Consider the following 23,227-nt stretch of genomic DNA (forward strand, 5'->3'; position numbering starts at 1 on the left):
GGCGTCTGAGGTTCCGCCACCGGCACCGCCACGCAAACCATTCTGAAACAACTCCAGGTCTGAGGTTGATCGATCCGGTTGCGGTCATCGATGGTGACCGGCCGGTTCCAATCAGTATCGCTGAAGCTTGGCCGTCCGTGTTGCGGACCAGTCACTCGCAGCTATTCCGCAGCAGGCGTGCCCAGAGCTTCGAGGAACGACCGCGCCCAGCGGTCGACATCGTGCGTGAGCACTTGCCTACGCAGTGCGCGCATCCTACGGCGTCCTTCGGCCTCGTCGATGTCGAGGGCGGCGAGCAGCGCGTCCTTCACGCCGTCGAGGTTGTGCGGGTTGACCAGGAACGCGCTGGTGAGCTCGGCGGCGGCTCCGGCGAACTCGCTGAGCACCAGCGCGCCGCCCAGGTCGTACCGGCAGGCCACGTACTCCTTGCAGACCAGGTTCATGCCGTCGCGCACCGGCGTCACCACCATGACGTCGGCGGCGCAGTAGAAGGCGACCAGGTCCTTGCGGTCCACCGAGGTGTGCAGGTAGTGCACCGCGGGGTGGCCGACGCGGCCGAACTCGCCGTTGATCCGCCCGACCTCGCGCTCGATGTCCTCGCGCATCTGCTTGTAGTGCTCGACGCGCTCCCGGCTCGGCGTGGCGATCTGGATCATCGTCACGTCCTCGGCCTTGATCTGGCCCTCGGCCAGCAGCTCGTGCATCGCGTGCAGCCGCACGTCGATGCCCTTGGTGTAGTCGAGGCGGTCGACGCCGAGCATGATCTTGCGCGGGTTGCCGAGCTCCGCGCGCAGCGCCTTGACCCGCTGCTGGATCTCCTTGGTGCGGGCCAGCCGGTCGAGCTCGGCGGAGGCGATGGAGATCGGGAACGCGCCCACCCGCACCGTCCGGTCGCCGACCTGCACCACGCCCGGCCGCGAGCGCACGCCGACCTGGCCGCGGCTGGGTTCGAAACCGGCCAGCCTGCGGGCCAGCCACAGGAAGTTCTGCGCCCCGCCGGGACGGTGGAAGCCGACCAGGTCGGCGCCCAGCAGGCCGCGCACTATCTCGGTCCGCCACGGCAGCTGCATGAACAGCTCGGTGGGCGGGAACGGGATGTGCAGGAAGAACCCGATGCGCAGGTCGGGGCGCAGCTCCCGCAGCATCGCGGGCACCAGCTGCAGCTGGTAGTCCTGCACCCACACCGTCGCGCCCTCGGCGCTGACCTCCGCGGCGGCCTCCGCGAACCGCTGGTTGACCCGCTGGTAGGCGTGCCACCAGGAGCGGTCGAACACCGGCGGCACCACCACGTCGTGGTAGAGCGGCCACAGCGTGGCGTTCGAGAAGCCCTCGTAGTACTCGGCGAACTCGGCTGCCGACAGCGGCACCGGGTGCAGCTGCAGGCCGTCGTCGGAGAACGGTTCGACCTCGACGTCGGCCACGCCGGGCCAGCCGACCCACGCCCCGCGCCTGGCGCGCAGGAACGGTTCCAGCGCGGTGACCAACCCGCCCGGGCTGTGCTTCCAGCGCTCGGTGCCGTCGTCGAGGCGCTCCAGATCGACCGGTAGCCGGTTGGCGACCACGACGAAGTCCGCTCGGTCGGGCGTGCTGCCCTTGCTCACCGGTATTCCTCCCGCCGTGTCAACTACCTGTCGCGAGGCTAGCTAATCCAGCCAGACCCGGCGTGCTGCGAGCGGGTCAACCCGCACCGCGCGCCTTGCGCCCCTTCCGGGCAACGAACAACGGCCCGAGGAGATCAATCCTGGTGAGCGTTTTTGGTTGCCAGCACAACCGAAAACGCTCACGACCCTAATCCAGCCGCCGCTTGGTCGGACGCAGCGGTCCGGACAGCCGAGGTCCGGAGAACCGCCGCTCCAGCCTGCCCAGCCTGGTGCGCACCGGCTGCGCGAGGTACTCGCCGAGGACGATGCCGGCACCGAGCGCGAGCCCGATGGCCGCGGCGAGCATCAGCGTGGTCGCCCCGCTCGGGCTGCCGAGCACGGACAGCTCGTACAGACCGCGGTAGGTCGCCAGGCCGGGCAGCAGCGGCGCGACGCCGGAGACCGCGATCACCAGCGCCGGGATCCGCAGCCGCCGCGCGATGATGCCGCCGGCGAAACCGACCACGGTGGTCGCGATCGCCCCGGCCAGCACGGTGTGCACGTCGGCCAGCATCAGCACCGCGTGCATCCCGGCGGCGACGGCACCGCCGATCCCGGCGACCAGCAGCGGCCGCGGCGGCGCGTAGCTGGCGAGCGCGAAGCACGCCGACGTCGACGCACCCGCGAGCACCTGCACCGACAGCGACAGCGCAGCGGGGAGCACCTGAGCCCGCCCGAGGTCGGTGGCGTCGAGCATGGCCATCGTGTCACCGCCGATGCGCACGGCGATGTAGAGCGACAGCACCACACCGGCGATCAGCCCGGCCGACATCAGCGCGAGTTCGGCCATCCGGCCCGCGGCGGTCACGTTGTAGCCGGTGATCGCGTCCTGCATCGAACCGACCACGGTCATCCCGGACAGCAGCACGATGATGCCCGCGGCCACCGCCAGCTCCGGGCTCTTCAGCCAGCCGAGGGCGAAGAAGGTCATCGCGATGCTGGTGGCGACGGCACCGCCGACGGCCTGCTGGAAGAAGAACGGCAGGGCCCGCTTGTTCAGCAACCGCCCGATGCGGTCCACCAGCGCGGTCGCGGCGGCAGCGGTCACCGGCAGCATGACCTCGCCGCCACCGCCGCCGAGCAGCACGGCCAGCGAAGCCGCCATGCCCGCCCAGGCCACGGTGGCCACCCAGCGCGGGAACGGGTGCGGCGCGGTGGTGATCCGGTCGAGTTCGGCGTAGGCCTCGGAGGCGGAGAGCTCGTTGGCGGTGATCTGGCGCAGCAGCTTCTCGACGTCGGTGAGCCGCGTGTAGTCGATGGAGCGGTTGCGCACCACGCGCAGCGAGGTGATCGGCGGAACCTCGGTGCCCCGGTAGCAGGAGACGGTGATCGACGTGTAGATCACGTCGACCTCGCAGTGCGGCAGGCCGTAGGCGTTGACGACGGCGATGATCGTCGCGGTCACGTCGGAGGCACCGGCACCGCTGGCCATCTGCACCTCGCCGATGCGCAGGCCGAGGTCGAGCACGAGGTGGACGGTGGATTCGTCGGGCAGGGCGGGCCCGTAGACGACGTTGCGAACCCCGGGCGGGATGGTGGCCTCCGGGTCGCGCCGCCGCAGCACACCCCGGGCGCGCTGCGTGATTCCCAATGCTGCTCTTCCCTCCTGCCGCCCGGGCTTGCGGGCGGTCCGCCGTGCCTGATCTTCCCCTCGGGCATCGCCTGTCATGAGCTGACCGTTGCACCTGAATTCCGTGGCGTCCATCACTGTCCGGCCGCGCCCGTCACCAGCGGCCGAAGCGATGGTCCGCCAGATGCGGCCGAGCCGCTTCCCAACCGGAGCGGGCGGATGCTTACGATGTCCCCGCACAACACGACGTGCGCGCCGCTGTAGCTCAGTTGGTAGAGCGCCCGCCTTGTAAGCGGACGGTCAGGGGTTCGAGTCCCCTCAGCGGCTCCAAAGGTACCTGACCAGGCCTTTTGATGAAGCCCGAGCGGCCTGTCAGGTGCAGCACACAGCACCCCGCCCGATCATGCCGAGCGGGGCATCAGTCCCTTGAGCCGCGGGTGCCCCTCACCTGGTCACCTCGTCGCCTGGACGAGGGCGTGGGTGCCGTTGGTCCGCCACGTCGCGTCGTGGTCGCCGAGGGCTTCGAGCGCCTGCCGGTCCAGGCCGACCACCACCTCGGACTTCAGGACGCGCAGTGCCGCCACCGGTCCCGGGAAGTGGGCCGTGGCGGCCGCGAACGGTGTCGTCGCGGGCCAGTGCCGGTCCCCGACCAGGCGCCGGTAGTTCAGGTCGCCCTTCATGATCGTGACCGCGGCCGAGGCGAACTCCGCGCGCAGGTCGTCCGGCATGGCGTGGAAGTCCAGCGGTGCGCAGAAGAACGGGTGAGCGCGCACCTCGATCCGGCCGTCGCGCAGTCCGTCCCAGACGCGCTGTCCGACGGCGGCAGCCTCGCCGTCGAGCACGAGGAGGTGCCGCAGCACCTCGAGCACGTCGGCGGGCGTGGCGTCGGAGACGTAGTACGGGTTCGGTTTGACCTGCAAGACGACGCGGTTCGCGCGGCCGGTCATCAGCAGGTGGTCGATCAGCACCAGGTCCGCGGCGAGCTCACCTGCGGAGTTGTCGGCGACGAGCTGAACCGGACCGGCCTCGTCGAACAGCGACCAGAACGGTCCGCCCTCGTCCGCCACCAGCGCGGACGACGCCCTCGTGGTGCCCGCCGACAGCTGGAAGGCCAGATCGGCCCGGTTTCCCCACACGGCCGCCTGCAGCACCGCGGTGTCGCGCTCGGCAGCATCGAGACCCTGAAGGGCGTCGAAGGACTTCAGGGTCTCCGCCGTGGCCGCGTTGCGCAGCTCGGCCTGCTTCATCGGCGCGAACGGATCCACCCCCTGCCACGGTCCGGGTGTGAAGTAGCCGGTGGCGGCGAGCAGCTTGCGGAAGAAGTAGCTCTCCGCCCACAGGAAGGGGCATTCGGACCACGGCCGCCCGATCCGCTCACTCGTCCAGGCCTGCCACGCGCTGTGGTCGGGCGCCACGTCGTCGAGCGGTTCGACGACTCCCCCGGTCGTCTCCCGCAGCAGCTCCGCCAGCCTGCCGCGCGTCCCGGCGCTGTACGGGAATGCCGCGCACAGCTGGTCGATCATCACCGGGTGCCGCTCGTGGAACACCTTCCAGGCGAACGTTCCGGCTTCACCGATCCCGACCAGCGGCGCTTCCGGCTCCATGAGCGCTCCCATCCCGTTCTGCCCGAACCACGCGGCCGAACATAGACCGGCTCGCCGCGATTCGCCCGGACTACCCGGCAGTCTCGTTGCGCAGCGCGAGCGGTGCCAGCGCGACGAGCACGCACAGCGCAGCGATGGGCAGCAGGTCCAGCGTGATCAGCGGCAGGGCGGAACCGGCGAAGAGCAGCACCGGCCCCCACCACGCGAGCTTCTCCGCCCGGGCGCACAGGATCGTCAACGCCAGCAGGCCGACGTACATCAGGGGTGGCCCGGCGATGTAGAAAACCGCTTGAGCGCCCGGAATCTCGCTGAACCGGGCGGTGATCGCGTTCATCTCCGCCTTGTCGGCGGCCAGCAGGCCTGCCACGACGTCGACCGCGAACTGAACCGCCGCGGTCGCCGCACCGGCGAGCGTAACGACGGTCCAGAAGGTGCGGGAGCGGGCGGCCAGTTCCCGCCGCACCCCGAGGACCGCGGGCACGAGGAGGGCGAGGCCGATGAGCTCGAGGATGTGCGCGACCTGCCAGTCGAGGCCGGGACCGTACTGGCCGTCCATCCGGCCGACCAGCCGCGCGATCCCGTATCCGGCGAAGCACAGCGGCGCTGCGAGAAGACATGCCCGGGAGAAGGTCATGCACCGACACTGGCCGGGGAAGGCCGTGCAGACATCGGGGTTTTCCCCGGACGGATCCGGAAGCGCGGTCAGGGAAGGCCTGGACGAGCGGCGGTTCACCGCCGGGCCCGAGGGGTCGGTCAGCCGTCCTCGTCTCCCGACCGGCGTCGTGATCGCGTGCGATTTCGCGCGAAATCGGCATCTTCCACGCCTGGCGAGCGGCGATTTCGCGCGAAACCGCCACGGTCCTAGCGCCGGAGGCGGGCGGCCGCGGCGAGGAGCGGGGTGGCGACCGTGGTGGCTGCTGCCCCGAGGGTGGTGTCCGTGGCCAGGATCAGGCGGACCGTTTTCATCGCCGTGGTGAGGATTTCGGCTCCGCGCTCGCGCATTCTCGCTTCGTACCGGGTGATCGCTTCGATGAGCGTCGCTTCGGTCGTCGCGTCGAGGTGGTGGAGGAGGTCGGCGGCGTCGCGGATGGCAGCGCCGGCGCCCATGCCCGCGGTCGGCGGGGTGGCGTGGACGGCGTCGCCGAGGGCCGTGATGCGGCTGGCGTTCCACGGCACGAGGTCGGCGGCTCGGGTCGAGGCGGCGTTGAAACGGAAGGCCGCCACGCTGGACGGGTCGGCCCGGGCGATGACCTCCAGCACGTGCTCGGCCCATCCCTGGTCGCGGAAGCGGTCGAGGAGCGCGCCCTGCGACCGGGCGCCGCTCAGATCGCGCAGGGCGTCCGTCCGGGCGGATTCGGGGAACATCGCGCCCCAGATGTAGGTGGGGCCGGTGGTGACCGACATCCGCAGCTCAGGGGCGTCGAGGGCGGCGTTGCCGACCGGGTCCAGGTATCCGATGTAGAGCGCGGCACCGCGCGGGCCGATCGCCATCGACGAGCGGAGGCCGAGGCGCTGCTGCTCAGCAGGGCTGAGGTCGGTGCGCCGGGTTCGCCCGGAGAATCCGATGATGCCCGCCGGGCGGCTGGTCGGGCCCGCCGCCAGGTGGCGGGCGACGACCGAGTGGGTGCCGTCGGCTCCGACCACCAGGTCCGCGGTGACCGACGTGCCGTCGGTGAACGTCACTCGCGGCGTCCCCCGCTGATCGACGCCCGACACCTCCCGCCCGAGGTGCAAGTCCTCGCCGACGGCTTCGGCCAGCAGCGTGCGCAGCGTGATCCGGTCGACGTCGATGCTCGCGCTGCCCGTCAGGTCCGGGCCGTGCCCGAGCAAGCGGCCGCGGCGGTCCCAGAACGCGTCCCGGTCCCGCATCCGCAGCGCCGACCCCGACGCCAGCAGCCGCCGCACGATCTCCGGCGCCACCAGCCGTTCCAGCGCCGACTGCGCCCGCTGGTCGAGCGTGATGTGGTAGCCGCCGGTCGCGGCGACATCGGTGTCGCGGTCGAACACCGCCACCTCGTACCCGCTGCGGCGCAGCCCGGCGCCCAGCGCGAGCCCACCGATCCCGCCCCCGACCACGGCGACGCGCATGCTCATCCGACCTCCACTGCCGAGCGATCACTTCGTCCCCGACGGTGACACCGGTAGTGGACGCCGAACGGCCAGTACCGGTGCCAGGATGGGCCGATGGCGAGCACCTCGCACCGAGCGCTGCGGCTGTTGTCCCTGCTGGGATCGCGCCGCCAGTGGTCGCTCCGCGCCCTCGCGGCCCGGCTCGAGGTCAGCGAGCGCACGGTCCGCCGCGACCTGGGCACCCTGCGGGAGCTCGGCTACCCGATCACGACCGTCCGCGGCCCGGACGGCGGCTACCGGCTCGGCACCGGGCGCACCTTGCCGCTGCTGTTCGACCACGACCAGGCGCTGGCGATCGCCGTGGCGCTGCAAACCGCGCCCAGCACGGTGTTCGGCCTGCAGGACGACACCGCCCGAGCCCTGGCCACCGTGCAGCAGGCCATGCCCGAAACACTGCGCACCGCAATGGAATCCCTGCGCCTGACCCAGCTGCAGAACTACTGGGAGTTCCCCGCACCACCGATCGATCCTGCCGCGCTGAGCGCCGTCGGCAGCGCTGTGCGGCACCGCCGCGTCCTGGTCGCCGAACTCCTGCGCCCCGATGGAACGCGACCCGCCCCCGAGGACGACGACTTCACCGCTGCCCGTTTCGAGCCGCACCACCTGGTCGTCTGGGCCGCCCGCTGGTACGTCGTCGCCCACGACGTCGACGACCGGCAGTGGCGGGTGCACCGCGTGGACCGGCTGCACCCCCGCCACACGACCACGCGCTTCGACCACCGCGAAGTGCCCGGCGGCGACCTCGCCCACTTCGTCATGAGCAGCCACGACCGCGGCGACGTCCTCGCGGCCTGGCCCTGCACCGGCAGCGCGCGGCTCCGCCTGCCCGCCCACGTCGTGGCCCGCTGGGCCCCCGGAGGATCCGTCGTCGAACACCTCGACGCCGAGCACTGCCGCCTCACCCTCGGAGCCTGGTCCTGGGCGGGAATCGCCGGAATCCTCGCGACGTTCGACGCCCACCTGACGGACCTGCACCCACCAGAACTCGTCGAAGCATGCCGAAAGCTCGCCCACCGCTACGCGTCGATCCCCGGGGGATGACTCACGACTTCGATCAACGACCGATCACTGGGCACAGCGCGATGAACGAACCGACAGTGCCCCGGACCAGCGGATTCAGGACGACCGGTAGGCGTTCCGGCGGTGAGCGACAGTCACGACGGTGACCGTGATCCGACCATCATCGATCGAGTAAAGAGCTCGGTACTCACCACGGCGCGTGCTGCACAGTCCGTCGAACGGCACGTCCAAGCGCTTTCCAAGACGGTGGGGATTGTCGGCGACCGGGCCGGTCAGGTGGTCGTGCATGGCCATGGCAGCAGCCAACGGCAAGCGGTTCATCTGGCGACGCGCAGCAGCGGTGTAGACGACCGCGTAGCTACCGCGCCAACTCACTCGTTGTCCTGCCTCGCTTGCAGATCAGCTGCCATCTGGTCGGCGGACACGGTGCGCCCAGCGGTCACATCGGCAAGTCCTTCGCGCAGGTCCCGGATGAGGTCGGAGTCGGAAAGCACTTCGATCGTCTCGCGCAGCCGGTCGATTTCGCCGGACGGCACCACGTCCGCGACGTGTTCGCCGTGCGCGACGACCGGCACCGTCTCACCGTGCTCGGCTCTGCGAACAGCATCCGTCCACGACGACAAGGCCTCGCCCACCGACGACAGCGCCTCGTCCACTGCATCGGCGCACACGCTCACTGGCTGCTCCCTCATAGTTCGTATTCTGCTGCATCTCCCGAGAATCCGACCAGTTCCGACGACTGGAAGCAGGCCGACTCGACCTGTCTACCGACGGCGGCGAGTTCCAGCACTGATCCTGCGCACGAATCCCTCGAAAGTGCGTTCCCCGTGGGATGACGGGCGCGGCGGAGTGCCCCGCCGGGGAATCCCGGGCGGGGCAACGGTTTTCGCCGGTCAGCGACCTTGGAGGGACTTGACGTTGTTGCCGAAGGTCCAGTTCTTCGAGCCGTCCCAGTTGAGGGACCAGGTCATCAGGCCCTTCAGGCCGCCGTTGTAGTTGTTCCAGGCCTGGGCCACCAGGTCCGGGGACATGTAGCCGCCGCCCGCGCCCGGCTGGGCGGGCAGGCCCGGGACCTGCTTGTCGTAGGGCACCTTGATCGTCGTGCCCTGCACGACCAGGCCGCTGTTCAGGCAGTCCGTCTGCTTGACGAAGCCCTCGACGGTGCCCGCCTGGTACGAGTCGCCGGAGCAGCCGTACATGCTGCCGTTGTAGTACTGCATGTTCAGCCACCAGAGGCGGCCGTTGTCCGCGTACTTCTTCACGATCGGCAGGTAGGCGCCCCAGATCGAGCCGTAGGTCACGCTGCCGCCGGTCACGTAGGCGGTCTCCGGGGCCATCGTGAGGCCGAAGTTGGCCGGCATCTGGGCCAGCACGCCGTCGATGATGCGGATCAGGTTGGCCTGCGACGGCGACAGCTCGTTGATGTTCCCGCTGCTGCTCAGGCCGGTCTCGATGTCGATGTCGATGCCGTCGAAGTTGTACTTCTTGAGGATCGGCACCACGGTTTCGACGAACCGGTCGGCGACCGCGCTGGAGGACAGGTCGATGCCCGCGGTCGCGCCGCCGATCGACATCAGGATGGTGAGGCCGTCCGCCTTCGCCTGGCACATCTCCTCCGGCGTGGCCACCTTGACGGTGCTGTCCATGCCGTCCTCCCACAGCACCGTGCCGTCGGAGCGGATGACCGGGAAGGCCGCGTTGATCACGTTGTAGCCGTGCTGGCGGATCTCCGGGTTGGTGATCGGCGTCCAGCCGAACGGCGGGTGCACGCCGTTGGCCGCACCGTCCCAGTTTTCCCAGTAGCCGTGCAGCACCTTGCCCTCCGGCTTCGACTTCACCGGACAGCTGGCCGCCGCTTCCGGCGCGGGAGCCGAGGTGTCCGCCGCGGCCGGGAACACCGGAAGAACGGCGGTGAAGGCCACCGCCAGACCGGCTCCGAGCAGGCGTTTCATCCGACCGGCCATGTACCGCTCCCCTCTCGACCGGACCAGTTCGGAAATTGGTCCTGAATCGAATAAATACGACGAATTCAATCGAAACCTTTATGCCAAGCGGGCAGATCGAAAACAAGACTTCCGGCTCGGTGGTATTTACCAATTTTGGGCTGGTTTTCGCAGGTGGACTGCCGTGAGCGTTTTGGGGTGCCATAGCAACCCAAAACACTCACGGAGCCCGACCAGCGGAAACGCGACCGTCACACCGCCGTTTCTCCGCCGAAACCGGGATCCCGGACGATCAGGCGGGACTGAGCCGAACGGAGCAACGCGTGCAGATCATCGTCGACGACCTGACCGGGCCGGAGATCGCCGAATTCCTCACCGCCCACGTCGCCGAGCTGCGAGCGATCTCCCCGCCGGAGAGCACCCACGCGCTCGACCTCGACGCGCTGCGCCGCCCCGAGATCACCTTCTGGTCGATGCGCGACGGCGACGCCGTGGTCGCCTGCGGAGCGCTCAAGGAGCTGGACGACGAGCACGCGGAGCTCAAGTCGATGCGAGTCGCTCCGACGCACCAGAACCGCGGCCTGGCGTCCCGGCTGCTGGAGCACATCACCGCCACCGCGCAGCAGCGCGGCTTCTCCCGGCTGAGCCTGGAGACCGGGTCGTTCGACTTCTTCGAGCCCGCCCGCCGCCTCTACGCCAAGCACGGCTTCACCCGGTGCGAGCCCTTCGCCGACTACCGCCCGGACCCCAACAGCGTCTTCCTGACCAAGCGGCTCTGAACCCGCGCGGAAGACCAGGTCAGCACGCCTTCTCGACACCACGGTTGACACCACTACGGATGGAGTACTACGTTCGAAGTACTTCAAACGCAGTACTTCGAACGGAGTGGTTGTCACATGCGAAACCCCTTCAACGCCCAGTCCGGCTTCCCGGCGCCGCGCGGCGGCAAGCGGCACAACCCGCGCCCGCAGGCTCCCCGCTCGTTCCCGATCCGGCGGCCGCTGCCCAAGCCCGGAGGTCACCGCTGACAGACTCCTCGCACCAGCCCAGCCCGCCCGCGCACAGGAGAACTCGATGCGAAAGCTGACCTACTTCATCGGATGCAGCGTCGACGGCTACATCGCCGCCACCGACGGCTCGCTCGACGCGTTCTTCCCGCTGCCGGACGGGCTGGTGGAACACGTCGTCGCGGAGTACCCGCAGACGCTGCCGACGCACCTGCACGAGGTCATGGGCGTCACCGACCTGGGCGACCGCTTCGACGCGGTCGTGATGGGCCGCGGCACCTACGACCCGGGCGTGGAGCAGGGCGTCACCAGCCCTTACGCCCACCTGGAGCAGCACGTGGTCTCGTCCGGCCGCACCAGCCCGGACCCGGCGATCAACGTCATCGCAGGCGACCCGCTCGCCGCGGTGAAGGAGCTCAAGAACCGGCCGGGCGGCGGGATCTGGCTGGCCGGCGGCGGCAAGCTCGCCGCCGCGCTGCTGCCGGAGATCGACGAGCTGGTGCTGAAGATCTACCCGTTCGTCCTCGGCACCGGCATCGGCGTGTTCGACGGCGAGGTGGCCCCGACGCACCTCACCCTCACCGATTCCCACGTCCTCAGCGGCGGCGCGGCGATCCACACCTACGCGCGCAGGTGAGCTCGCCGCTCCCGATCAGCGCGCGCATGATGGGGCGGTGCGCGAGCGGAAGACGTTGACCGACAAGCTCTTCCTGCTCGCCGTCCTGCTGAAGGGCCTGGACGGCGCGGTGCAGCTGATCGGCGGGATCGTGCTCGTCCTCCTGCCACCCGGGACCATCACCCGGCTCGCGCACGCGGTCGTCACCCGCGACCTGGTCGGGCCGCCGGAAGGGCCGCTGGCCGGGCACTTCGAGGAGGCGGTGCGGCACTTCGCCGACGGCAACCGCACTTTCGTGATCGCGTACCTGCTCCTGCACGGCGCGATCAAGCTGGTGCTGGTGATCGCGCTGATCCGCCAGATCCTGCCGATGTACCCGGTGGCGGTCGCGGCGCTGGGCCTGTTCGTCGTCTTCGAGGTCCTCCGGGCCGCGCAGACCCGCTCGATCGTGCTGCCGCTGCTCGCCGCGCTCGACGTGGCGATCATCGTCCTGGTCGTCAAGGAGTACCTGGAACTGCGCAGACGACGAGCGTGACCGCTGGACCGCGAAATATGCCAGTTTCACCGGAGATCCGGGACCTCCGGTGAAAGCCGTCGCCCGACACACCGGAGCGTGTCGGGCGACGGGTGGAGCGAGTTCCGGCCGTCAGACCTTCTTCCTGCGCAGCACCACGAGGAGCAGCGCACCGGCGGCCAGCAGCGCGGCACCGGCGATGCTCAGCGCACCGGTCGGCACACCGGTCTGGGCCAGGTGGTCGATGCCCGGCGAAGAGCCGTCAACGGGCTGTTCGCCGTCAGGTCCACCGCCGTCACCGCCACCGCCGTCACCACCGCAGCCCGGCGATCCGGGATTCTCCGCGCAGTCCGGCGGTTCGGTGCAGGTCGGAGGCGGTTCCGGGCACGGCTGCTGGTCGCAGTCCGGGGGCGGCGGGCAGGGCGAGCTCGTCGACGTCGGGGATTCGCTCGTCGACGGCTCCGAAGTCGAGGTGGGCGGCTCCGAGGTCTCCGACGACGTGGGCGGTTCCGTGGTCTCGGTGGTGGACGTCGGCGGCTCCGACGTCGACTGGTCGTCCCCGCACTCGACGCGGACCTCACCGGCCGTCACGTCCATCAGCCCGCCGTCGAAGACGGTCTCGCCCGAGGTGTCGCGCATGACCGCGTGCACCTGGACCCGGATCGCCGCGTGCGCGCCGTGGGCGTAGGTCTCCTGGATCCGGGCCACGTCGATCGTCAGCGTCACCTCGCCGATCCCGGACAGCCCCAGCTGCGCGCCGGTGGTCTCCGCGGTGGAGCTCCCGGCGGGCAGCGGGCGGGTCGTGTCGTCGAACAGGTAGACCGAGTTCGAGTCGGTCGCCGCGTACGCCTCCTCGCTGCTGGCCAGCGGCGCCTGCGTGCAGCGCGCCCAGGTGTGCAGCGCGCCGAAGCTGAGCAGGTTCGGGCCGCCCTCGGTCGCGGAGATGCCGAACCCGCTCCAGGCCGCGCTGGCCTCGCGCGATCCCGCGCTGTCGGTGACCTGCGCGGTCGAGGTGCCGGGCGGCGTCGGGCCGCCGTGCCAGCCGTTGACGTGGCTGCGCACGCCTTCGGGGTCGCTCTGGTCCCACGAGGCGAGCTCGTTGCCCGGACCGGCGGAAACCGCACCGAGCTCGCCGCTGAAGCCGCCGACGCCGGCCTGCGGAACGGCGGTGACGTCCAGCTGCAGCAGCGAGCTCTCGGCGACGGTCTGCTGGGCGGCCGCGGTCGGCCCCGCGGCGGCCACGGCCACCGCGGCTACCGCGGCGAGGATCGAATGGGTCGCTCTGATCACACGCGGAGCCTAGGAGTCCTCTGTGGACTGCGCAGGCGCATCGATCTCGGCGTGTCCGCAGGCCCCGCCGCCTCCCGATCACCAGCAGCGCGGGAAATCCGGTAATTCCCCGAGTTTTACCGGGTCAACACCTTGATCAATTTCTGGGGGTTCGCCGTTAATTTGGCGAGTTGTGTCCAACAAATGGACATCTTCACTCGATCGAGTGAAGAGTGCATTTCGGTTCGAACCAGCTGCGTTCCTCGCGAACCGAAGGAGATCAGCGTGTCCCTCGCCCGAAACCTCGCCGGCGTCGTCGGGGCCGTCCTGGCCGCCGCGGCGTTCGTCGCCCCGGCCCAGGCCGCCGAGCAACCCCCGTCCTCGGACGTCCAGCCCTACATCATCGACGGCCGGTACGCGGAGAACGCGCCGTGGGCCGCCCGCCTGTTCGCCGACGGCCGCGAGAACTGCTCGGCCACCATCATCGCGCCGGAGTGGATCCTCACCGCGCAGCACTGCGTCGCAGGCGGCGGGCAGCTGAGCTTCAACATCGGCAACCTCGACCAGACGCAGGGCGAGAAGGCCAACGCCAAGCCCGGCGGCGTCACGACCCACCCCAGCGCCGACCTCGCCCTGGTCAACATCGACCACGCGGTGCAGGCCGAGTACGCGCCGCTGGGCACGGTCGGCGACGTCCAGGTCGGCCAGACCGTGCAGACCTACGGCTGGGGCGCGACCTGCACCAACCTTCCCGAGATCCAGTGCCAGTCGCAGCGCCTCAAGGTCGCCGACGTGCGCGTGACCGACATCGCGTGCAGCGACTACCGCGGCGGCACCGCGGTGTGCGCGAGCCGCGGCGACGGCATCCCGGCCGGCGGTGACTCCGGCGGCCCGATGTTCTCCGGGAACGTGCAGGTCGGCGTGGCCTCCACCAGCGACCGGCAGACCACCACGGCCTACACCAACATCACCCAATACCGCGACTGGATCCAGTCCGTGGCGGGCGTGTAGATCCCACGCGGTCGGCGGTCCGCTCGGGTGCGTGCCGGCACCCGAGCGGACCGTTCGCGTTTGGATTTCATCTCTGCGAGCAGTTTTTTCGGCTAACGGAAATCATCCCCGACACACCCGCGCGAACAGCGCGGGAATTCGGCGTTTCCGCAGGTCAGAAGGTATACGAAAGAATTGATCAATAATACGCGCGGCGCGCGGGTAGCACCGCGTCAGATCACAAATCAACGTTTCTGTAGTGCTTCTCACGTGTAAAATCGCGTCTCGCCTGGTAGACGAGTGACTATCGCTCCGCGAACCTGACGCGTTACGGATGTTCTGTTAAGTTGGCGAAGCATGACCGGCGACAAACCGAGCCATAACAACGACGAACGAATTGGCGGAAGCGGTTCAGCCGGGCGGTTGGAGATCGACGCTCCGGTCGTCGCGGACGGCCCCGAGCTCTACCGGATCACCTGCGATTCGGCGGTGCTCGACGTGAACTCGTCCTACGCCTATCTGTTGTGGTGCCGGGACTTCGCGCAGACCTCAGCGGTGGCGCGCATCGACGGAGCGGTGGTGGGCTTCGTGACCGGGTACATCCGGCCCGACGCCCCCGACACCCTGGTGGTGTGGCAGATCGCCGTCGATGCCTCCCAGCGCGGTGGTGGCGTGGCCAGCCGTCTCCTCGGGCACCTGGTGGACCGCGTGCAACCGCGCGGGATCCGGTACCTGGAGACGACGATCACCCCGGACAACGCCGCTTCGATCAAGCTGTTCACCGCGCTGGCGCGCAGCCGCTCGGCGGAACTGCAGCGCAGCGAGCTGTTCACCGCCGACCTGTTCCCGGACGCGCACCTGGGAGAAGACCTGTACCGCATCGGGCCGTTCGCCGCGGCCCCCGCTGTCGCAGCCGCAACCGGCCGCTGACGCACGAAATCTTGCCTGCTGCCGAGGCGCGCCCGCAGTGCGCCGCCCGGCACGAACGGAGGATCGTGAACGACATCTTCGCAACCCTGGAATCCGAAGTCCGCAGCTACTGCCGCACCTGGCCGACGGTGTTCGACCGCGCCTCCGGCAGCTACCTGTACGACCAGGACGGCACCGCCTACCTGGACTTCTTCGCCGGTGCGGGAGCGCTCAACTACGGGCACAACAACCCGGCGCTGAAACGCAAGCTCCTCGAATACCTGGAGCGGGACGGCGTCACCCACGCCCTCGACCAGTCCACCGTCGCCAAGGGCGAGTTCCTGCGGAGCTTCCAGCAGAACGTGCTCGAACCGCGCGGGCTGAACTACAAGGTCCAGTTCCCCGGCCCGACCGGCACCAACTCGGTGGAGTCGGCGCTGAAGCTGGTCCGCAAGATCACCGGCCGCGAGTCGATCATCAGCTTCACCAACGCTTTCCACGGCATGACGCTGGGTTCGCTGTCGGTGACCGGCAACTCGATGAAGCGCGGCGGCGCGGGCATCCCGCTGGTGCACGCCACGCCGATGCCCTACGACGACTACTTCGACGGCCAGGTCCCCGACTTCCTGTACTTCGAGAAGATGCTCGAGGACAGCGGCAGCGGCCTCAACGAGCCGGCCGCGGTGATCGTCGAGACGCTGCAGGGCGAGGGCGGCATCAACTCGTCGCGGCCGGAGTGGCTGCGCGGGCTCTACGACCTGTGCCAGAAGCACGGCATGCTGATGATCGTCGACGACGTGCAGATGGGCTGCGGCCGCACCGGCCCGTTCTTCAGCTTCGAAGAGGCCGGCATCCAGCCCGACATCGTCTGCCTGTCGAAGTCCATCGGCGGCTACGGCCTGCCGATGGCGCTGACGCTGATCAAGCCGGAGCACGACGTGTGGGAGCCGGGCGAGCACAACGGCACCTTCCGCGGCAACAACCCGGCGTTCATCACCGCGACCGAGGCCATCGAGCAGTACTGGAAGGACGACTCGCTGCAGAAGGCGACCATCGCCAAGGGCGAGCGGGTCGGCGCGGTGCTGGAGGAGATCGCCGCCGAGCACGGCGGGGCCATCTCGAAGGGCCGCGGCCTGGCCCGCGGCATCGGCTTCGACGACCTCAACGTGGCGGGCAAGGTCTCCAAGGCGGCCTTCGACCGCAAGCTGCTGGTGGAGACCTCCGGTCCGTCCAGCGAGGTGCTGAAGATCATGCCGCCGCTGACCGTCTCGGACGACGAGCTGGAGAAGGGCCTGCAGATCATCCGCGAGTCGGTCCGCGAAGTGCTGGCCTGACGGGCGCGCGGGAATCCCGGCACCCGGACGATCGAATCCGCGTGCCGGGACTGTTCCCGCGCGTGCGCCTGATGAGAATCTGCGGCGGTGCGCGGCAGCGACCGCGCGCGAACTGGTACTGAGAAACATCCTTGGAGGAAACGTGATCGTCCGGCACCTGTCGGAAATCGAGGACACCGACGCCGACATCAAGTCGGAGAACTGGCGCAGCAAGCGGATCATCCTGGCCAAGGACAAGCTCGGCTTCTCGGTGCACGAGACCACGCTCTACGCGGGCACGGTGAACGACTTCTGGTACGCCAACCACATCGAGGCCGTGTTCATCACCTCCGGTGAGGGCGAGGTCGAGAACAAGGCGACCGGCGAGGTGCACCAGCTCAAGCCGGGTTCGATCTACGTGCTCGACAACGCCGACAAGCACCAGGTCCGGCCGCGCACCGAGATGAAGACGGTCTGCGTGTTCAACCCGCCGGTGACCGGCCGCGAGGTGCACGACGAGAACGGCGTGTACCCGCTGATCGTCGAAGAGGACGAGGCCGCGGCGGCCAACTGAGCCCACCGCGCTTGTCCACCGCCCGTGGCGGGTAACCCAGGCTGGTTACCCGCCACGCGCACAACTGGTCTCCCCCCGGCTCGGGGGGATTGCGGGCGCGCCGAGTGCGCGCCGCTTCTAACCGAGGAACCGAGAAATGGCGGCGGTGCCGACGGCACCGACCGCTCCGGCGGGAATTCGCGAAGGAGGCGCAACCCATGACCGTCGCTGAACTCAGCACCCAGGACCGCTACCCGACCCGGGTGGGCGCCGAACCGTCCCCGATCGACCGGGACGACCCCACCGTGTGGCCCGGCGTGGACGCCGGCCCGGCCAGCGCGGCGGAGCTCCGCTCGCACGAGGTCAAGGGCTTCCACGTCGTGGAGGGCCTGCTGTCCCCGGCTGAGGTGCAGACGTACTGGCAGGAGCTGGAACGGCTCACCAGCGACCCGGCGGTGCGCGCGGACGAGCGCACCATCGTCGAGCGGTCGTCGGACGAGGTCCGCTCGATCTTCGAGGTGCACCGCACCAGCGAGCTGATCGCGGAACTGGCCCGCGACCCGCGGGTGCTGGACCGGGCCCGGCAGATCCTCGGCTCGGACGTGTACGTGCACCAGAGCCGGATCAACTACATGCCCGGCTACCGGGGCACCGGTTTCTACTGGCACTCCGACTTCGAGACCTGGCACGCCGAGGACGGCATGCCCGCGATGCGCGCGGTCAGCATCTCGATCGCCCTCACGGACAACTACCCGTTCAACGGCGGCCTGATGATCATGCCGGGCTCGCACCGGACGTTCGTGCCCTGCGCGGGCGAGACGCCCGCGGACAACTACAAGTCCTCGCTCAAGGAGCAGCGGGTCGGGGTGCCCAGCGAGGACGACATCACGCGGCTGGCCTACGAGCACGGCATCGAGCAGTTCACCGGCCCGGCGGGCTCGGCCCTGTGGTTCGACTCGAACTGCATGCACGCCTCGGGCAACAACATCACGCCGTTCCCCCGCTCGAACATCTTCATCGTGTTCAACAGCGTGGAGAACGCCCTGGAGCACCCCTTCGCAGCGCAGATCCCACGCCCGCGCTTCATCGCGGCGCAGGACCGCACGCCGCTTAGTCGGTGATGGGTGCCGTGGGGGTTTTGCTGAGTTGGTGATGGTTCCGTGAGCGTTTTGGGGTGCTATGGCGCCCCGAAACGCTCACGGCCACGGCTCAGCGGATGGGGTGGGCCGCCAGGACCGCGCCCGCCCTGTCGGCGACCGCTGCGTCGAGCATCGGGTAGCGGCCGCCTGCCACGAAGCGCTCGGAGAGCTCGAAGGTCACGATCTCGCCTTCGGCGAGGAGCCGGCCCGCCGCTTCCGGGTCCACCGCGACCTGGTCCGGGTGCACGATCGTCAGATCGGTGAACGTCGCCGCCAGGTACGGGCTGGCGAACTGGGTGAACGAGTCGCCCACCATCCGCATCGGCCGGGTCACCATGCCCGGCTTCGGCGGCGATTCCAGGTGCAGCGGCTCGTGGAAGTCGCTCGGCTTGAACTGGGTGTTGTCCACGTCGCTGCCGTCCGGTGCCAGCGAGTACGCCTGGATCGGCACGGTGCGGTCCTGGCCCAGCAGGTCCGGGATGTCCGCGCTGTGCGGGTACTGCCGCGACGGCCGGACCTTCCAGTCGCGCGTCGCGCCCGGCTCCAGGCGTTCGGCGAGCTGGTAGGCCATGGTGATGCCGCCCTCGTGCGTCCAGTGCGTGTCGATGTCGTGGTAGATCGGCCGCTGGTTGCGCGCGGCCACCTCGCGCAGCTGACCGCGCATGTCCAGCGCGCCGGTCTCGCGCGGAACCCGCTTCCAGAACTCCTCGCGGGCCTTCGCCGAGCAGTCCTCGCCCGCAAAGGCGTCGGGCAGGTTCTCCGGGTACACAGTGGACTTGTCCGGTGCCACTACCAGCTGGAACTTCCGCCCGGAGGCCTCGACGACCTGGCGCCAGCGGCGCAGCCCGGCGATCACCTCGTCCAGCGAGCGCTTCGGCACGCAGCGGTAGGACACGTCGTGCCCCAGGTAGAGCCAGCCGCCCTTGCCCTCGATGACCGCGGGGAACACGTTCTCGTCGATCTGCGGCTTCTCGTCGACCTGCCCGGCACCCACCGGCGAGGTGTGCGAACCGCCGTCCAGCCGAGCGGGTTCGCCGAAGACGCCGCGGCTGAGCGCGTCGACCGACTGCACGGCCTGGCGCCGGAACGGCAGGTGATCGGTGGCCCAGGCGTTCATCCCGGTGAAGAAGCCCCAGCCGTCGGTGACGCTCGGGAACGCGGCCAGCGGCCGGTTCTCCAGCTGCGCGGGACGAGCCCCGAAGACCCAGCTCACCAGCGGCGCGGTGAAGAACAGGACGGCGCACACCAGCGCCGCGAGCTGCCGCCTGCCGTGCCGCGGCCGGTGCAGCGGGTGCTCCCGCGGCAACCACGCCTCGTGGACCGGGGGGAGCTTCTTCTGCCGCGACACACCCCAACGTTAACCGGCCACTCACCGCGACCGATCGAAAACTCGCAGATCCACGAGCAGCGCCGTCGCGCCACGACAAGCACCGAGCCCAGCTGATCTATTCGGGTGAAGCGCAGATCCGAGTCCGCAGCGCCCCGAGCACCGCTGAGACGATTCAGCCAGCTGCGCAGGATCGACCGGGGAAGCGAGCACATGTCGAGCGCCAAGGGGTTCTTGTCCTACGTCCACGCGGACGACGCCGCGGAATCCGGGAGGATCGCGCAGCTCGCCCGGGACGTCGTGGCTCAGTACGAGATGATCACCGGTGAGCAGATCGACCTGTTCCTGGACCGCGACGAGATCTCCTGGGGCGAGGACTGGCGTTCCAAGATCGACGACACCCTGTCCGACGTGGCCTTCTTCATCCCGGTGCTCACGCGGCGCTACTTCCGGAGCCAGGAGTGCCGCCGCGAACTGGACTTCTTCATCAAGAAGGCCCGAGCGCTCGGGCTCACCGAGCTGGTCCTGCCCATCCTCTACACCGACTTCCCCGAACTCCGCGAAGATCCGCCGACCGATGAGCTGATCGCGCGCACCAGCGCCTTCCAGCGGGTCGACTGGACCGATCTCCGGTTCGCGGCCACCACCTCTCCTGAATACCGGAAAGCAGTGGCACAGCTGGCGCAGCGGCTCGCGGAGGCCGCGACCGCCGCTGAAGCGGTGGACGACAGCAGCGACGCCGAGGGCGTCCGGGAGGCGATCCCGTCCGCGCCGGACGACGAAGCGGGATTCGCCGACGCGGTGTCCGAGGCCGAGGAAGTCATGCCCGCGTGGACGGAAACGGTTCGCCGGATCACGGCGGAGATCCTCCGCATCGAGAAGCTCGCCACCACTGCGGGAGAGCAGCTCCAGGCCAGCGATGCCCGCGGGCAGGGGCCAGTGGCCAGGAACTCGATCTTCAACCAGTTCGCACAGGGGCTGAAGTCTCCGGCCGAACGGATCGCGAGACTGAGCAACGAGTTCGCCGCCCAACTCCACGCGATGGACCTGGGCATGCAAGCGGTCCTCGCGCGCATGCCCGGCGAGCTCAGGCAGAACTCGAGCAGCGCCGAGGACTTCGTCGAGCTGGTCCGGCAGATGGCGTCCGGCTCGGCGGAGGGCCTGGAGGCGTTGGAGCAACTGGTGTCGACGATCGAGCCCGTCGAGCGGGAATCGCGCAACCTGCGCCCCGCTTTCCGCGAGCTGCGCAAAGGCCTGACCCTCATGGTCGACGGCGACGAGGTCATCCAGAACTGGGTCAAGCAGATGGACGGCCTGCAAGTGCCCCCGCGCCCGAACGCCGGCTGAGCCCGCGCGGCACCTCGGAGCTACTCGACGTTGACCACGACCGCGCTGACGTTGTCGTCGGAGAGCTGCTCCACCGCGGCCGCGACGAGCTGCTCCGCGGCGTCCTGCGGGTTCGGTTCCGAGCCCAGGATCTCCTCGATCTCCTCGGTGGACAGCGTCTTGAACAGGCCGTCCGAGCAGATCAGCAGCCGGTCCTCCGGCCGGCAGGACAGCTCGATGCGGTCGACCTCGACCTCCGGGCCGACGCCGATCGCCCGGGTGAGCACGTTGCGGTGCGGGTGCTCGTCGGCCGCGTCCTCGCTGACCGCTCCGGCGCGCAGCAGCTCCGCGATGACGGTGTGATCGCGGGTCAGCAGCTCGAGGTGCCCGTTGCGGAGCCGGTACAGCCGCGAGTCGCCCACGTGCGCGGCCACGACCCCGGCGTCCGTCGTCAGCGCCACGGCGACCAGCGTGGTGCCCATGGTCACCGCCTCGCGGTCCGCGCGTCTGAGCACCGCCCGGTTGGCCTGCTGGCAGGCGTGCAGCAGCCCGTCGGCGCTGCGGTCGGTGGCGAAGTCCGCGTTCAGCGCGTCCAGCGCGAGCCTGCTGGCGACCTCCCCGCTGGACAGCCCGCCCACCCCGTCCGCGAGCCCGAACAGCCCGTCGCCGACGACCACCGCGTCCTGGTTGTTCCTGCGTCCGCCCTGGTGCGTTGCTGCGCCGGCGACAAGCGTGCTGGTCACTTCGGATCCCCTCCGTTGGGTTGACCGGTCGAACTGCTCGATCGGTAGACGGCCACCGACCCGCTGAGGTTCGCACGATCCCGCAATCCCGGTGCGAAGATCACACCGGCCCGTCCCACCAGGAAGAGTCAAACACCTCAGAACTGGTAGTAGAGGAAGGGGCTGAAGGAGCCGGTGGCGACGAGGAGGCCGGAGTAGCCCAGGCCCAGGGTCAGGACGCCGATGCGGAGGGCCTTGGCGCGGCGGGTGCGGACCGACTCCAGGAACGGGCCGGTGCCCGCGTTGGCCGGGAGGAAGACCACCACCAGCGCCAGCAGCAGGAACACCAGGCGCTGGTTGGTCACCGCCGCCGCCACGATGTCGGTCAGGCCCGCGAAGTCCGGCACCAGCATGTGCCCCAGCATGACGAACGCGCTGGTCAGGTCCGGGGAGCGGAAGAAGACCCAGCCGATCACCACCAGCAGCATCGTCAGCGCGCGGCGGGCGATGCGGGCGCGGACGTCCGTCGGGGCGTGGGCCCAGCCGAACCTCCGCTCGACGACCAGCAGCAGGCCGTGGAACAGGCCCCACATCAGGTACGTCCAGGCCGCGCCGTGCCAGAAGCCGGTCAGCACGAAGATGATCGCCAGGTTGCGGTAGGTGCGGGCCGGGCCGCCCCGGTTGCCGCCGAGCGGGATGTAGACGTAGTCGCGGAACCAGCGCGACAGCGACATGTGCCAGCGGCGCCAGAACTCGGTGACCGTCACCGCCGAGTACGGCCGGGCGAAGTTCTCCGGAAGCCGGAACCCGAGCATCCGGCCCAGCCCGATGGCCATGTCCGAGTAGCCGGAGAAGTCGAAGTACAGCTGCATCGCGTAGCCGATCGCGCCGAGCCAGGCGATCGCGAACGTCATGTCCTCGTCGGGTGTCGCGAAGCAGGCGTCCACCATCGGCGCCAGCGTGTCGGCGATCACGACCTTCTTCGTCAGCCCCCACGCGAAGCGCGGGAACCCGGCCGCGATGTCGTCGAGCCGGTGCGTGCGCTCCTGCGGCAGCTGGTCGGCGATCTCCCGGTAGCGCACGATCGGACCCGCCACCAGCTGCGGGAACATCGCGATGTAGGTGATGAACGAGACCGGGTTGCGCAGCGCGGGCCGCTCGCCGCGGTAGATGTCCACCACGTAGGAGATGTGGTGGAACGTGTAGAAGGAGATGCCGATCGGCAGCGCCAGCTCCAGCACCGGGAAGTCGCCGCCGAACCAGCTGCCGAGCACCGCCAGCTGCTCGGTGGCGAACCCGGCGTACTTCCACACCGCCAGGATCGCGAGGTTGAACGACACGGTGCCGATCAGCACCCAGCGCCGCCGGTTCTGCTCGAAGCCCCACTCGACCGGTTCCAGCCGCAGCCCCGCGAAGTAGTTCACCACGATGCACGCCAGCAGCAGCAGCGTGGTGCCGCCCGCACCGCTGGTGTAGAACAGCAGACTGGCCACCGCGACCACGGCGTTGCGCCCGGCGCGCGGCGCGATCAGCACTGCTGCCAGCACAGCGGGCAGGAAGTACCAGAGGAACAGGGGGCTTGCGAACGACATCGGGGCCTCGGGGTACGGGAGGCCCTCGCCTCCCCTGGGAGCA

At 69.6% G+C, this 23,227-nt stretch carries 23 protein-coding genes and 1 tRNA gene; 12 read left to right on the plus strand and 12 right to left on the minus strand.

The window, feature by feature from the left end; all coding sequences use genetic code 11:
• Positions 1-161 precede the first annotated feature (161 nt).
• Both OU416_RS30995 and OU416_RS31000 read right to left on the minus strand, forming a co-directional pair.
• Complete coding sequence (locus OU416_RS30995; RefSeq protein ID WP_270930600.1) at positions 162-1,601, minus strand: alpha,alpha-trehalose-phosphate synthase (UDP-forming); 1,440 nt, start codon at positions 1,599-1,601, stop codon at positions 162-164.
• Between the two features lie 187 nt (positions 1,602-1,788).
• On the minus strand, positions 1,789-3,231 hold the full coding sequence (locus tag OU416_RS31000) for a threonine/serine exporter family protein (RefSeq protein ID WP_270930601.1): 1,443 nt from the start codon (positions 3,229-3,231) through the stop codon (positions 1,789-1,791).
• 233 nt (positions 3,232-3,464) lie between these two features.
• Here OU416_RS31000 and OU416_RS31005 point away from each other — a divergent pair.
• A tRNA-Thr gene (locus OU416_RS31005) sits at positions 3,465-3,540 on the plus strand.
• Between the two features lie 122 nt (positions 3,541-3,662).
• On the opposite strand, the gene OU416_RS31010 is transcribed toward OU416_RS31005, so the two are convergent.
• From OU416_RS31010 to OU416_RS31020, 3 genes are all read right to left on the minus strand, one after another.
• Positions 3,663-4,814: a damage-control phosphatase ARMT1 family protein gene (locus OU416_RS31010; protein ID WP_270930602.1), complete on the minus strand. Its 1,152-nt coding sequence runs from the start codon at positions 4,812-4,814 to the stop codon at positions 3,663-3,665.
• 70 nt (positions 4,815-4,884) lie between these two features.
• Positions 4,885-5,448 carry a hypothetical protein gene (locus OU416_RS31015; RefSeq protein WP_270930603.1) on the minus strand — a complete coding sequence of 188 codons (564 nt, stop codon included), beginning with the start codon at positions 5,446-5,448 and terminating at the stop codon, positions 4,885-4,887.
• 227 nt (positions 5,449-5,675) lie between these two features.
• Positions 5,676-6,908: an FAD-dependent oxidoreductase gene (locus OU416_RS31020; protein WP_270930604.1), complete on the minus strand. Its 1,233-nt coding sequence runs from the start codon at positions 6,906-6,908 to the stop codon at positions 5,676-5,678.
• Positions 6,909-6,998: 90 nt separating this feature from the next.
• Between OU416_RS31020 and OU416_RS31025 the strand changes: the two genes are divergently transcribed.
• On the plus strand, positions 6,999-7,985 hold the full coding sequence (locus tag OU416_RS31025) for a helix-turn-helix transcriptional regulator (protein ID WP_270930605.1): 987 nt from the start codon (positions 6,999-7,001) through the stop codon (positions 7,983-7,985).
• A 75-nt stretch (positions 7,986-8,060) separates the two neighbouring features.
• Here OU416_RS31025 and OU416_RS31030 read toward each other — a convergent pair whose 3' ends face one another.
• The 3 genes from OU416_RS31030 to OU416_RS31040 all read right to left on the minus strand — a co-directional run bounded on the left by OU416_RS31030 (position 8,061) and on the right by OU416_RS31040 (position 9,928).
• The gene (locus OU416_RS31030; protein WP_270930606.1) at positions 8,061-8,339 is read right to left on the minus strand and encodes a type II toxin-antitoxin system RelE family toxin; all 279 of its coding nucleotides are present in this window, start codon (positions 8,337-8,339) and stop codon (positions 8,061-8,063) included.
• A complete protein-coding gene (locus OU416_RS31035) occupies positions 8,336-8,641 on the minus strand; it encodes a hypothetical protein (protein WP_270930607.1) in 306 nt (101 codons plus the stop codon). Before OU416_RS31035 ends, OU416_RS31030 begins: the two co-directional genes overlap by 4 nt.
• A 216-nt stretch (positions 8,642-8,857) precedes the next feature.
• Positions 8,858-9,928 carry a chitinase gene (locus tag OU416_RS31040; protein WP_270930608.1) on the minus strand — a complete coding sequence of 357 codons (1,071 nt, stop codon included), beginning with the start codon at positions 9,926-9,928 and terminating at the stop codon, positions 8,858-8,860.
• Between the two features lie 302 nt (positions 9,929-10,230).
• Between OU416_RS31040 and OU416_RS31045 the strand changes: the two genes are divergently transcribed.
• The 4 genes from OU416_RS31045 (at position 10,231) to OU416_RS31060 (ending at position 12,065) form a co-directional block, all read left to right on the plus strand.
• Positions 10,231-10,686: a GNAT family N-acetyltransferase gene (locus OU416_RS31045; protein ID WP_270930609.1), complete on the plus strand. Its 456-nt coding sequence runs from the start codon at positions 10,231-10,233 to the stop codon at positions 10,684-10,686.
• Between the two features lie 117 nt (positions 10,687-10,803).
• A complete protein-coding gene (locus OU416_RS31050; RefSeq protein WP_270930610.1) occupies positions 10,804-10,935 on the plus strand; it encodes a hypothetical protein in 132 nt (43 codons plus the stop codon).
• 46 nt (positions 10,936-10,981) lie between these two features.
• The gene (locus tag OU416_RS31055; RefSeq protein ID WP_270930611.1) at positions 10,982-11,551 is read left to right on the plus strand and encodes a dihydrofolate reductase family protein; all 570 of its coding nucleotides are present in this window, start codon (positions 10,982-10,984) and stop codon (positions 11,549-11,551) included.
• A gap of 37 nt (positions 11,552-11,588) precedes the next feature.
• The gene (locus OU416_RS31060; RefSeq protein WP_270930612.1) at positions 11,589-12,065 is read left to right on the plus strand and encodes a DUF2127 domain-containing protein; all 477 of its coding nucleotides are present in this window, start codon (positions 11,589-11,591) and stop codon (positions 12,063-12,065) included.
• Between the two features lie 111 nt (positions 12,066-12,176).
• Here the strand turns inward: OU416_RS31060 and OU416_RS31065 are convergent, their stop codons facing one another.
• Entirely contained in the window at positions 12,177-13,334 is a 1,158-nt protein-coding gene (locus OU416_RS31065) for an LPXTG cell wall anchor domain-containing protein (RefSeq protein ID WP_270930613.1), read from the minus strand.
• A 264-nt stretch (positions 13,335-13,598) separates the two neighbouring features.
• Between OU416_RS31065 and OU416_RS31070 the strand changes: the two genes are divergently transcribed.
• From OU416_RS31070 to thpD, 5 genes are all read left to right on the plus strand, one after another.
• The gene (locus OU416_RS31070; RefSeq protein ID WP_372907190.1) at positions 13,599-14,324 is read left to right on the plus strand and encodes a S1 family peptidase; all 726 of its coding nucleotides are present in this window, start codon (positions 13,599-13,601) and stop codon (positions 14,322-14,324) included.
• Positions 14,325-14,726: 402 nt separating this feature from the next.
• On the plus strand, positions 14,727-15,233 hold the full coding sequence (gene ectA / locus OU416_RS31075; protein ID WP_270930614.1) for a diaminobutyrate acetyltransferase: 507 nt from the start codon (positions 14,727-14,729) through the stop codon (positions 15,231-15,233).
• Positions 15,234-15,298: 65 nt separating this feature from the next.
• The gene (gene ectB / locus OU416_RS31080) at positions 15,299-16,546 is read left to right on the plus strand and encodes a diaminobutyrate--2-oxoglutarate transaminase (RefSeq protein ID WP_270930615.1); all 1,248 of its coding nucleotides are present in this window, start codon (positions 15,299-15,301) and stop codon (positions 16,544-16,546) included.
• A 142-nt stretch (positions 16,547-16,688) separates the two neighbouring features.
• Positions 16,689-17,099, plus strand: coding sequence for an ectoine synthase (locus OU416_RS31085; protein WP_270930616.1), 411 nt, complete (start codon positions 16,689-16,691; stop codon positions 17,097-17,099).
• 197 nt (positions 17,100-17,296) lie between these two features.
• On the plus strand, positions 17,297-18,199 hold the full coding sequence (gene thpD, locus OU416_RS31090) for an ectoine hydroxylase (RefSeq protein ID WP_270930617.1): 903 nt from the start codon (positions 17,297-17,299) through the stop codon (positions 18,197-18,199).
• A gap of 88 nt (positions 18,200-18,287) precedes the next feature.
• On the opposite strand, the gene OU416_RS31095 is transcribed toward thpD, so the two are convergent.
• Entirely contained in the window at positions 18,288-19,565 is a 1,278-nt protein-coding gene (locus tag OU416_RS31095) for an alginate O-acetyltransferase AlgX-related protein (RefSeq protein ID WP_270930618.1), read from the minus strand.
• A 192-nt stretch (positions 19,566-19,757) separates the two neighbouring features.
• Here OU416_RS31095 and OU416_RS31100 point away from each other — a divergent pair, with 192 nt between their 5' ends.
• A complete protein-coding gene (locus OU416_RS31100) occupies positions 19,758-20,891 on the plus strand; it encodes a toll/interleukin-1 receptor domain-containing protein (protein ID WP_270930619.1) in 1,134 nt (377 codons plus the stop codon).
• Between the two features lie 20 nt (positions 20,892-20,911).
• Here OU416_RS31100 and OU416_RS31105 read toward each other — a convergent pair whose 3' ends face one another.
• Both OU416_RS31105 and OU416_RS31110 read right to left on the minus strand, forming a co-directional pair.
• Entirely contained in the window at positions 20,912-21,613 is a 702-nt protein-coding gene (locus OU416_RS31105; protein WP_270930620.1) for a PP2C family protein-serine/threonine phosphatase, read from the minus strand.
• 137 nt (positions 21,614-21,750) lie between these two features.
• Positions 21,751-23,184, minus strand: coding sequence for an MBOAT family O-acyltransferase (locus OU416_RS31110; RefSeq protein ID WP_270930621.1), 1,434 nt, complete (start codon positions 23,182-23,184; stop codon positions 21,751-21,753).
• Between the last annotated feature and the right edge of the window lie 43 nt (positions 23,185-23,227).

This window comes from Saccharopolyspora indica (genome assembly GCF_027853965.1).
Classification (GTDB): domain Bacteria; phylum Actinomycetota; class Actinomycetes; order Mycobacteriales; family Pseudonocardiaceae; genus Saccharopolyspora; species Saccharopolyspora indica.